The organism is Peribacillus folii (assembly GCF_030271255.1).
Lineage (GTDB): Bacteria > Bacillota > Bacilli > Bacillales > DSM-1321 > Peribacillus.
Window position 1 is genome coordinate 172187 of record NZ_JASJOM010000009.1, and the last position, 11531, is coordinate 183717.

The 11531-nt window shown below is 42.1% G+C and carries 9 protein-coding genes; 8 read left to right on the forward strand and 1 reads right to left on the reverse strand.

Annotated elements, in window-relative coordinates:
- Positions 1-37 precede the first annotated feature (37 nt).
- The 5 genes from QNI08_RS16670 (at position 38) to QNI08_RS16690 (ending at position 6191) form a co-directional block, all read left to right on the forward strand.
- Positions 38-886 carry an ABC transporter ATP-binding protein gene (locus QNI08_RS16670; RefSeq protein WP_285768513.1) on the forward strand — a complete coding sequence of 283 codons (849 nt, stop codon included), beginning with the start codon at positions 38-40 and terminating at the stop codon, positions 884-886.
- Positions 837-1757 (forward strand): iron-hydroxamate ABC transporter substrate-binding protein, encoded by a 921-nt coding sequence (locus tag QNI08_RS16675; RefSeq protein ID WP_285768514.1) that lies wholly within the window; start codon positions 837-839, stop codon positions 1755-1757. The genes QNI08_RS16670 and QNI08_RS16675 overlap by 50 nt, the downstream gene beginning before the upstream one ends.
- 68 nt (positions 1758-1825) lie before the next feature.
- On the forward strand, positions 1826-2836 hold the full coding sequence (locus QNI08_RS16680) for a FecCD family ABC transporter permease (RefSeq protein WP_285768515.1): 1011 nt from the start codon (positions 1826-1828) through the stop codon (positions 2834-2836).
- Entirely contained in the window at positions 2833-3840 is a 1008-nt protein-coding gene (locus tag QNI08_RS16685) for a FecCD family ABC transporter permease (RefSeq protein ID WP_285768516.1), read from the forward strand. The genes QNI08_RS16680 and QNI08_RS16685 overlap by 4 nt, the downstream gene beginning before the upstream one ends.
- A 455-nt stretch (positions 3841-4295) precedes the next feature.
- A complete protein-coding gene (locus tag QNI08_RS16690) occupies positions 4296-6191 on the forward strand; it encodes a PrkA family serine protein kinase (RefSeq protein WP_285768517.1) in 1896 nt (631 codons plus the stop codon).
- A 124-nt stretch (positions 6192-6315) separates the two neighbouring features.
- Here QNI08_RS16690 and QNI08_RS16695 read toward each other — a convergent pair whose 3' ends face one another.
- A complete protein-coding gene (locus tag QNI08_RS16695) occupies positions 6316-6525 on the reverse strand; it encodes a hypothetical protein (RefSeq protein ID WP_285768518.1) in 210 nt (69 codons plus the stop codon).
- A gap of 119 nt (positions 6526-6644) precedes the next feature.
- Here QNI08_RS16695 and QNI08_RS16700 point away from each other — a divergent pair, with 119 nt between their 5' ends.
- The 3 genes from QNI08_RS16700 to QNI08_RS16710 all read left to right on the forward strand — a co-directional run.
- Complete coding sequence (locus QNI08_RS16700; RefSeq protein WP_285768519.1) at positions 6645-6824, forward strand: hypothetical protein; 180 nt, start codon at positions 6645-6647, stop codon at positions 6822-6824.
- A gap of 410 nt (positions 6825-7234) precedes the next feature.
- A complete protein-coding gene (gene yhbH, locus QNI08_RS16705) occupies positions 7235-8404 on the forward strand; it encodes a sporulation protein YhbH (protein WP_285768520.1) in 1170 nt (389 codons plus the stop codon).
- 1039 nt (positions 8405-9443) lie between these two features.
- The coding region (locus QNI08_RS16710) for a toxin Cry1Ac domain D-VI-related protein (RefSeq protein WP_285768521.1) at positions 9444-11531 on the forward strand (2088 nt) is incomplete at its 3' end.

Consider the following 11531-nt stretch of genomic DNA (forward strand, 5'->3'; position numbering starts at 1 on the left):
TTACTTACCTATTTTTCAATAATCGGAGGTTGAAATAATGGTTCGCCTATATACAGAAGAATTAAACATTGGGTATGGTGAACGTTTAATTGTAAAAGATCTCAGTGTGGAAATTCCAGATAAAAAAATCACGACGATCATCGGTTCAAATGGATGTGGAAAATCCACACTCTTGAAAGCGATCACCAGGATCATCCCCAATCAAGCAGGTACGGTAGTTTTAGATGGGGTGAATATCTCCAAAGAAAGCACGAAGATCCTCGCAAGAAAGATGGCCATACTTCCGCAAACACCAGAAAGTGCAAGCGGATTGACAGTCGGCGAGCTCGTCTCATACGGTCGTTTCCCTTATCAAAAAGGATTCGGCAGACTGACCCAAAAAGATTATGATGTGATTGATTGGGCACTTGAAGTGACGGGCACGAAAGAATTCAAGTTCCGTCCCGTGGATGCTCTCTCGGGGGGGCAGCGCCAGCGTGTTTGGATTGCGATGGCATTGGCACAGGAAACGGAAATCATCTTCCTTGATGAGCCAACCACTTATTTGGACATGGCACATCAATTAGAGGTTTTGGAGCTCCTGCAACGATTGAATGTAGAACAGGGACGTACGATTGTCATGGTCTTACATGATTTAAATCAGGCTGCCCGCTTTGCCGACTATATCATTGCCTTAAAGGACGGGGAAGTCGTGAAGGCTGGAGATTGTGAAGAAGTCATCACACATGAAGTGCTTAGGGACGTATTCCATATTGATGCGGTAATTGGACGAGATCAACGGACAAACAAACCAATGTGCAGCACATACAATTTATTAAAAGGAGATTCAACAACAAATGAAAAAGATACTGATCCCGTTTATACTGCTGTTAGTGCTAATTATTAGTGCTTGTGGAAATAATGAGTCAACGGAAAAAGGAAAAAGCTCGGATTCGAAAAAGGAAAAATCGGGAACCATCACGTATCAATCTGAAAATGGCCCAATCGAGGTGCCTGCGAATCCTAAGCGTGTAGTCGTGTTATCATCTTTTGCAGGTAACGTACAGGCTTTGGGTGTTAACCTTGTCGGCGTTGATTCGTGGTCCAAGATGAACCCGAATTTCAAGCTTGATGGCGTCGAGGAAGTCACGGACGAAAACCTTGAGAAAATCATTGATTTGAATCCGGATTTAATCATCGGGTTATCGACCATTAAAAATGTCGATAAATTAAAGGAAATTGCCCCGACCGTAACATATACATACGGAAAAGTGGACTATTTAACACAGCAGGTGGAAATTGGTAAGCTTTTGAATAAAGAAAAGGAAGCTCAAGCATGGGTCGATGATTTCAAAAAACGGGCAAAAAATACTGGTGACGAAATCAAGGCCAAAATTGGTGAAGATGCTACCGTTTCCGTATTTGAAAAGTTTGACAAGCAGTTCTATGTATACGGCGATAATTGGGGCCGTGGAACGGAAATCCTGTATCAGGAAATGAAATTGGGCATGCCGGAAAAGGTAAAAGAAACGGCATTGAAAGATGGATATTTTGCTTTATCATTGGAAGTCCTGAAAGACTATGCCGGCGATTATGTCATTTTGAGCACGAACAAAGATCAAGACAATTCATTCCAGCAAACGGATACGTTCAAAAACATACCTGCGGTTAAGAATAATCAACTATTTGAAGCTGATGCGAAAAAATTCTACTTCAATGATCCAATAACATTAGATTACCAATTAGACTTCTTTTCAAAAAGTTTTCTTGGAAAATGATACAGCGAGGGAGAGGGAGTCTGATTCCCTCTCCTTTTATTCTATAAAAAAAGAGATGAGAGAGACAGATGACTAATGAAAATCAACGTTTCATCCCATTTACATATAAACTGATCATAGCGATTGTCGCGTTCATCGGCATGTTCATCATATCGATGGTATTTGGTGCCGCCGATGCCTCCATCAAGGATGTATGGCAAGCCTTGACATCGAATGCAAGCGGCGAGAAAATTTCCATCATTCGGGAAATCCGTCTTCCTCGTGAGGTGGGGGCACTCTTCGTCGGTGCCGCCCTTGCCGTTTCAGGTGCCATCATGCAGGGAATTACGAGAAATCCGCTAGCCGATCCAGGATTGCTTGGATTGACGGCAGGGGCCAATGCTGCCCTGGCCATTACATTGGCATTCGTTCCAGCAGCCAATAACTTTGGCATAATGGGTGCATGCTTTATTGGTGCAGCTGTCGGGACGCTCATGGTTTTTGGCATTGCTGCGATGAAGAAAGGCGGTTTTTCTCCATTAAGGATCGTGTTGGCTGGTGCTGCGGTCTCTGCCTTCCTATTCGCTGTATCGGAAGGAGTCGGCATTTATTTCAAGATCTCCAAAGATGTATCGATGTGGACTGCCGGCGGTAATATCGGAACATCGTGGGGTCAGCTTCAGGTAATCGTTCCATTTATCATAATAGGCATCTTGGTCTCCTTCATTTTTTCCAGACAGCTCACCATCCTTAGCCTCAGTGAAGAAGTAGCGGTGGGGTTAGGTCAAAAGACGACGCAAATCAAAGTGGTTCTCTTCATCGTCGTCATTCTGCTTGCAGGTGCAGCCGTTGCATTAGTCGGAAATATGGTATTCATCGGGTTAATGATCCCCCATATGGTGCGGGCCATCGTAGGTACGGATTACCGATTCATCCTGCCAATGTCCGCGGTTTTAGGAGCGGCCTTCATGCTATTGGCCGATACGATCGGCCGTACAATTAATTCTCCGTATGAAACACCAGTGGTAGCGATAGTTGCGTTGATAGGGTTACCTTTCTTCCTCCTAATCGTACGTAAAGGAGGGAAAGCATTTTCATGATCTCTTCAGCTTTGATCAAAAAACAGCGTTGGCTAATCGCAGGCTTAACTGCACTCATCATCATGACCATCATTATCAGTACGTGCTTGGGATATTCGAATATTTCAGTTGGGCGGCTGATTCCGACGCTTTTCGGACAAGGGACGTTCAAAGAGGAATTCATATTATTTTCCGTCCGTTTGCCTAGAATCATCATCACCCTCTTGGCGGGAATGGCCCTCGCACTTTCAGGGGCGATACTGCAGGGAATCACCCGTAATGACCTGGCCGATCCAGGAATTATCGGGATTAACTCAGGGGCAGGAGTCGCCATTGCCTTATTCTTTCTATTTTTCCCGATAGATGCAGGTTCATTTGTTTATATGGTTCCGATTGTCGGTTTCATCGGTGCGATGCTGACAGCCTGTATAATCTATGCTCTTTCATTTAGGAGAAGGGTTGGCCTTGAACCGGTCCGGCTTGTATTGATTGGCGTCGGTTTCTCGATGGCGCTATCTGGCTTGATGATCGTCCTCATTTCGTCAGCGGAACGGGACAAGGTCGATTTCATTGCCAAGTGGCTGGCCGGGAATATTTGGGGAGCGGATTGGCCGTTCATCTGGGCACTGCTTCCCTGGCTTGTCATCCTCATTCCGTTCACTTTATATAAAGCGAATCGTTTGAACCTGCTTGGTTTAAGTGAACCGGTCGCTATTGGAGTGGGAGTATCGATTGAAAAGGAACGGATCGTCCTGCTCATAACGGCAGTTGCACTTGCTGCCGCCTCGGTTTCCGTTACGGGCGGAATAGCGTTCATTGGACTTATGGCACCGCATATAGCCAAATCATTGGTCGGTCCTCGGAATCAATTATTCATTCCGATTGCTGTATTGATTGGCGGCTGGCTACTGCTGCTTGCCGACACGGTAGGCCGTAATATAGTCGAACCTGAGGGGATTCCTGCAGGGATCATGGTCGCCCTGATCGGTGCTCCTTATTTCATGTATTTATTGTTGAAAAAATGATTGTTGCATAAAATCCCTTGATTTTCTTAAAGGGATTTTTTCATATGTTCATAAATAAAAGGGCCTGATCATCGATGATCAGGCCCTTTTACTGGGAATATGGTCATTCTTTATTTCACACCTGGTTTATCGTCATACCCAGCAGTGAAAATGGCTGTCAAAAATGTAAGAGCTACTGCAACGATAATAACTGTGCCCATGCCATTACCTCCTTTACCCAAATTGTCCCACTTAAGTATACGATTAGTATAACCTAATTTTTAGCAGGAGTGCACACAATTTTTCTTGTCGGCGGATTTGTCTGTCATTCTTCAAGGATTAAGCCTTATCCTTTTCTTAAAAAGCGAAGGTAAAATGGAAACAATGTCTGCTGACTTTTTAAAGTCTGACATGTTTGTCAGACTTGGAGCATAGATTTAAGTATTCTCTGAAAGTGACAGGGGGAGGTTCCTTAAATGGATATATTAAAGAAAATTGAAAAATTTAGAGAAGATGAACAGAAGCTCAAGTGGGAAGGCACCTTCGCAGAGTACTTAGACATATTGAAAGAAACACCATTAGTTGCTCAATCTGCTCATTCACGTGTTTACAACATGATCAGAGATGCAGGGATAGAGGAAGTAAATGGAACAAAGAAATACAATTTCTTCAGCGGTCAGTTGTTTGGTCTCGAAGATTCACTGGAAAGGCTCATCGAGGAATATTTCCATCCGGCAGCAAAGCGGCTGGATGTCCGTAAGCGGATCTTGCTGCTCATGGGTCCGGTATCAGGAGGGAAGTCCACGCTCGTATCTTTACTGAAGCGCGGGCTTGAGAATTATTCATTAAAAGAAACCGGTGCGATATACGCAATAAAAGGGTGCCCGATGCATGAAGATCCGCTGCATCTCATTCCGCAATATTTACGCAATGATTTTTATGAGGAATATGGCATCAGGGTTGAAGGAAACCTTTCACCGCTGAATGTCATGAGGCTGGAAACGGAGTATGCAAACCGGATTGAAGATGTGATGGTCGAACGAATTTTCCTTTCGGAAGATAAGCGTGTTGGGATTGGGACATTCAGTCCATCTGATCCAAAATCACAGGATATTGCCGACTTGACGGGATCGATCGACTTTTCAACGATTGCCGAATATGGATCTGAATCTGATCCGCGGGCATATCGTTTTGACGGCGAGCTAAACAAAGCGAATAGAGGTATGATGGAGTTTCAGGAGATGCTGAAATGTGATGAGAAGTTTCTATGGCATTTGCTTTCATTGACCCAGGAAGGGAATTTCAAGGCTGGGCGATTTGCCTTGATCAGTGCGGATGAGCTCATCGTGGCCCATACGAATGAAACGGAGTATAAAGCGTTCATTTCCAACAAGAAAAATGAAGCCCTGCACTCAAGGATCATCGTCATGCCGATTCCATATAATCTGAAGGTTTCCGAGGAAGAAAAGATTTATGAAAAAATGATTCATGAAAGTGATGTTTCCAATGTTCATATAGCGCCTCATACACTAAGGGTGGCTGCAATTTTCAGCATCATGACCCGCCTGAAGGATCCGAAAAAGGGCGACATCGATTTAGTGAAAAAAATGAGGCTGTATGATGGGGAGAATGTGGAGGGCTTTAATTCGGCAGACATCAATGAGCTGAAAAAGGAATATCAGGACGAGGGCATGAGCGGAATCGATCCTCGTTACGTAATCAACCGGATTTCATCAACGATCATCCGGAAGGAAAATCCGTCCATCAATGCCTTGGATGTACTTATGTCACTGAAAGCAGGACTTGATCAGCATCCGTCCATTTCTAATGAACTTCGGGAGCGTTATTTGAATTTCATTTCACTCGCCCGAAAAGAATATGATGCCATCGCCAAAAATGAAGTGCAAAAAGCATTTGTCTATTCCTATGAAGAGTCGGCTAAAATCCTCATGGATAACTACCTGGATAATGTTGAAGCATACTGCAATAAATCGCGGCTGCGCGATCCATTGACTGGGGAAGAAATTAACCCGGATGAAAAATTGATGCGCTCCATCGAAGAACAAATCGGTATCTCCGAAAATGCCAAGAAAGCATTCCGTGAAGAAATATTGATCCGTATTTCCGCATATGCACGTAAAGGAAAACGATTCGATTATAATTCACATGATCGCTTAAGAGAAGCGATTCAGAAAAAGCTATTCGCGGATCTGAAGGATGTCGTTAAAATAACGACATCGACGAAGACCCCGGATGAGAGGCAACTGAAGAAGGTGAACGAAGTCATCACGAGACTGATCGATGAACATGGTTATAATTCCACTTCAGCCAATGATCTACTGCGCTATGTTGGCAGCCTGTTAAATCGGTAATCAATCTGACCCCTGCCCCTAGTGGGGTAGGGGTTGATATAGTTTTACAAAAAAATTGCTTTTGAAAAATACCGGTGCCGATGTTGGTCAAGCCGGTATTTTTAAAAGCCTTCAACGGAAATCATCATTTGGTTACATGTAAGCCGTATTGTTCGATGACTGTGACAAGTTGATCTGATGACAATGTGTCTTCACTATGATCGACTTTAATTTCACCATCATCGACATCGATGATCGCACGCTCCACACCTTCCGTTTTCAAAAGGATCGACTCCAGATTCAAAATTGGGCCTTCGGATGTCGCTTCTTTTACATATAGTGTAGTTGTTTGCATATACCATGCACCTCCTTGGATTTGCTCATCTGTTCTTATCTATACCCTATCTTCATGTTAGATATGTCACGTTTTGATTTTGGAAATATTGGGTATCAATAAAGTAGAGGTGATGTCAAATGAGTAAAAAAGAACTGAAAAAAGAGCATGTTCCGGAAAACAGCTCAATGGCAAAGGATTTTGAAGAAATGAAGGAACTTGGAAAGCAGATGGAAAATCAAAGGACCAATGAAGAATTGAAAGAATGGGATAAACGTCCAGGAACGGTCCAGCATGAAGTCGAGGTAGACAAAGATTGACGCAATGCACTGTGAAAATGATTTTCCCTGTATGAAGAAGGGTGGTCCAGGATGTTAATGGAGCATCCTTTTGCTGTTGAGCCTTTTTGGCTGTCTCATTGAGCTCAATGTTAATATGTACAGTTGCTTCCGTTTTCCTCATTATATCCTCATCGATGATATTCTCCCCGAAGTCCCCTAATAAAGCAGAACATGACTTGTCCAGTCCGTAGGCAAACATCCATTATTGAATTTTGTTGTAAATTATCCCGTATCCCTGCATATGATAGAGTAATACATTTCTTTTAGTATGTTTTTGCGAACTGTTATTTTTTGTAAAGGAAAACCGGGATGCTCTAGGTTTTCTCACACTAATTTAGTATATGAAGGAATGATGAAAAGCGTGCAAACATTTTTAAGGGGGGAAGAGAATGTCGGAAGAGAATAATCAACAATATGTTATCTCACAGGAAAACTGGTCCCTCCATCGTAAAGGCTATGATGATCAACAACGTCATCAGGAAAAGGTGCAGGAAGCGATTAAGAATAATTTACCTGATTTAATTTCCGAAGAAAGCATCGTCATGTCAAATGGCAGGGACGTCATCAAGATACCCATTCGCTCCTTGGATGAATACAAAATCCGTTACAATTATGATAAGAACAAACATGTAGGCCAAGGGGATGGAGATAGTAAGGTAGGAGATGTGGTCGCAAGGGATGGCTCTCCATCCGATGCCGGACCAGGAAAAGGGCAAGGTGCAGGTGACAAGGCAGGCGAGGATTATTATGAAGCAGAAGTTTCGATGATGGAACTGGAGGAAGCGCTGTTCAGCCAGCTCGAACTCCCTAATCTCCAGAAAAAAGAGCATGCGGAGCATACGCTTGAACAAATCGAATTCAACGACATCCGCAAGACAGGTTTGATGGGGAATATTGATAAGAAGAAAACGATGATATCCGCTTTTAAACGGAATGCGTTAACCGGCACCCCAGGCTTTCATCCCATTTATAAGGAAGATTTTAAGTTCAAGACGTGGAATGAAATCGAGAAGCCGGATTCCAAAGCTGTTGTGTTGGCAATGATGGATACGTCCGGAAGCATGGGGCTATGGGAAAAGTATATGGCACGCAGCTTTTTCTTCTGGATGAACCGGTTCCTGAGAACGAAATATGAAACGGTTGAGATCGAATTCATCGCGCATCATACGGAAGCGAAAGTCGTTCCGGAAGAGGATTTCTTTTCAAAAGGGGAAAGCGGCGGTACGATTTGTTCGTCTGTATATCGAAAAGCTTTAGAACTTATTGATCATAAATACGACCCTGCGAAATTCAATATCTATCCGTTTCACTTTTCCGATGGTGACAATCTTACATCAGATAACGTCAGATGCGTCAAGCTCGTGGAGGAGCTCATGAAGCTTTCCAATATGTTCGGGTATGGAGAAGTCAATCAATACAATCGCCATTCTACCTTGATGACAGCCTATAAAAATATTGATAATGAAAAATTCCGGTATTTCATATTAAAGCAAAAGGCGGATGTATTCCACGCGATGAAGAGCTTCTTTAAGGACGAAGAACAGAAGAAATTCGCATGAAGATTTAATGGGAAGACCATTCCGGGCTTCCTCTCGGATTGTAGGGATTTGTCTCTGCGATCTTTTTTTAGTTAAGATTACATGATACGTCGATTTCCGCACGAAAAGTGGCGATGAAAAATAAGCGGAATTTAAAAAGTAAGTCGTCGCGTTTCATTTTTGGAACAATGGGTTTGGCAAAATATATTAAAATGAAATAGAAGTGCGGAAACACTTCCCCTAACCCCATTGTTAAAAGAAAAGCCTAATCTTCACGTAAACTGCCTGTTCCTTCATTAGTGGGGGCAGGCAGTTTACGTTTTCTTCTGAATGGAGTTTTGTGGATCTACGTAAGTTTCGTTACGAAGGCTTTGCCTTTACTGAAATAGCAGCATTTGCTTGTATGTATAGTTGTCATCAAATTTAAGGAGTAAGATTATGTCTAAGCCATTTACCTTTTTTTCCTTATGGATATCCACGGCGTGGACCTTCCTATTAAAAAATCGGATTTATTTCATCCAAGCCTTTTTAGTCCTATTTTTAATGTACCTACTATTGAATAAACAAGAAATTAATGCGTTGAAAATTACCCTCATTATCATTACAGCTCTTTCCTTCCTTAAGAGTGTCCATAGGAAATGATGACTCATATGAAGTAGAGGGAGAAAATGCTCAAACGATTAAAGAATATGAATAATGCAAGCTCCTTCAAGAGCTTTACAACTCGATTTTCTCCGTTTCCCCATAATTGATACCCCAGAAAAAACAATCTTAACATACAAATGTTAGTGATGGAAAAGAGCCGAGAAAGAATGGATATGTGCGCACAGTTGATCTAGGTAGCTGTGCTTTTTTTCTTTTTGGATGATTGATATTTTCATTTTTCGATCATTATCCTTCACTTTTATCTATTAAAAACAGAATAAGTGAAAAGTTATGCAATAAATATTGTTTCAAAAATGAATTTTGATTGATCATTATTGGAACGATGTGCTTGTCGAAAAATAGTATTATAAATTTGTTATCTACCAGAAGTACTATTTTAGGAGGTTAAATTCATATGAAAAAAAATAAAGTATTGAAACCTATTAACGTCATGACCACATCATTTTTATTGGCAAGCTCTCTATTCATGCCAACTGTAGGATTTGCGGAGGAATCTTCCACGCCAGAAAAGGGTGTTGCGAATGCACAGGAGCCTGAGGTGAAAAATCAATCAGAGGGTGCACAAAAAGCTGAAAACCAATCACTGAGTAAAGCGGCAACAGCAAGGGCATCCAATGAAGCATTGGTAAATAATTTTGCAGAAATGAAGGCTGCTTTAGAGGGTGATAATGGAATTACGACAATCAAGCTCGGACAAGACATTGATATAAGCGGTCCGATTAACATTCAAGCGAAAAAAACCAACATATTGATTGATGGGAATTACAAAACAGTTTCGGAAACGGGATCAAATGGATCATCAGGAGGGCTCTATTATGGAAATGGTAATATATTGCAAAAGGTCACTGTAAAGGACCTTACTATTAGAGGGAAGAATTATTATGGATTCATTACCATAAACGATGCATCAAAAAACGTAGAGCAAGTGTTCGAAAATGTAACGTATTTCGGACCACAAATGATCTGGAACCGTTACGGGAAAGCGATTTTTAGAGGGGATAATACCATTAGTATCACCAATACGGCAATGCCAGGGTCATCATCCGCCCAAGAGATGGCGGAAGTTGGCAGTGTGGAATTTGAAGGTGATACACAAATTTTTCATAATAATGGAAATGCTGTCATTTGGTCGATTTCCAAAACTCCTCAATTCAAGATTGCACCTGATGCTAATGTGGAAATCAAAACAGGCATAAGCGGGAATGGAATCTTATATGCAACAGAGGGTAAGGGAGATTTCACCATTGGAAAAAACGCAAAGGTGAACTTTGATGGAGTAAAGGGAGTTACAGGCAAGGGAATATTGAAATCATTTATTGTCGAACCAGGGGCAGAAGCTGTGATGAACAGAACGGGTAAAGATTCAGCCCCAATGATTTTAGCTTATGGAGAAACAGAGATCAATGAAAATGCAAAGCTCAATGTCAGTACTGAAAATGGTGATGCTATCCAAGTGGTGGACAAAGCAACAATGAATTTTAAGAAGCCGGATAGCGTCGTACTATCAACTCTTAAAGGTCAAGCGATTGATAATACGTCTACCTCGCTGACGATGAGTATTGATACAGGCATGGTCAAGTTATTGGCGAATACATCTAACAGTTATGTGAGTACGGACGGTAAGGATTTCACTTGGAAAGCTAGTTATCGTAATGACACAGCCATCGCAGGTAGTACTGTAGCTTCACAAAACCTATACCCCGTCTTCGATATTGATTTAGGTAAAACAATTAAAATCGAGCTAGGGACGGATGTTGAAGGTCAAGCGAAAGGCAAAGTAGAAGGTTTGTTCACGGATAACAAGTTCGACACATTAACAAGTTCGACGAAACAAGCCGCAGTTGACGAAGCCCAAAATGCAGTCAGCAAATTACCAGACGGTCCGGAAAAAAATCGATTACAAGATTTAGTGAACAAAGCCAAAGATTTATTGGAGAAAAACGAACAAGCCGAAAAAGACTTGAACGATGCGAAGAACAAAGTGGAAGACCTGTTCACGAATGATAAGTTCGACACATTGAAGGGAAGTACCAATCAAGGAGCGATAGACGAAGCGAAAGAAGCAGTCATCAAATTGCCAGCCGGACCGGAAAAAGAGCGCCTGGAAGAGCTTGTGAATAACGCGCAAGATTTATTGGATAAGAACGAACAAGCTGAAAAGGACTTGAACGATGCGAAGAACAAAGTGGAAGACCTATTCACGAATGATAAGTTTGACACATTGAAGGGAAGTACCGATCAAGGAGCGATAGACGAAGCGAAAGAAGCAGTCATCAAATTGCCAGCCGGACCGGAAAAAGAGCGCCTGGAAGAGCTTGTGAATAACGCCCAAGATTTATTGGACAAGAATGAACAAGCCGAAAAAGAACTGAACGATGCGAAGAACAAAGTGGAAGACCTATTCACGAATAATAAGTTTGACACATTGAAGGGAAGTACCGATCAAGGAGCGATAGACGAAGCGAAAGAAGCAGTCAGCAAA

Excerpts from the sequence above, each read along its gene's own strand:
- QNI08_RS16685 (WP_285768516.1), top strand. The coding sequence starts at position 2,833 with ATGATCTCTTCAGCTTTGATCAAAAAACAGCGTTGGCTAATCGCAGGC.
- yhbH (WP_285768520.1), top strand. The coding sequence starts at position 7,235 with ATGTCGGAAGAGAATAATCAACAATATGTTATCTCACAGGAAAACTGG.
- QNI08_RS16680 (WP_285768515.1), top strand. The coding sequence starts at position 1,826 with ATGACTAATGAAAATCAACGTTTCATCCCATTTACATATAAACTGATC.
- QNI08_RS16695 (WP_285768518.1), bottom strand. The coding sequence starts at position 6,525 with ATGCAAACAACTACACTATATGTAAAAGAAGCGACATCCGAAGGCCCA.
- QNI08_RS16670 (WP_285768513.1), top strand. The coding sequence starts at position 38 with ATGGTTCGCCTATATACAGAAGAATTAAACATTGGGTATGGTGAACGT.
- QNI08_RS16700 (WP_285768519.1), top strand. The coding sequence starts at position 6,645 with ATGAGTAAAAAAGAACTGAAAAAAGAGCATGTTCCGGAAAACAGCTCA.
- QNI08_RS16675 (WP_285768514.1), top strand. The coding sequence starts at position 837 with ATGAAAAAGATACTGATCCCGTTTATACTGCTGTTAGTGCTAATTATT.
- QNI08_RS16690 (WP_285768517.1), top strand. The coding sequence starts at position 4,296 with ATGGATATATTAAAGAAAATTGAAAAATTTAGAGAAGATGAACAGAAG.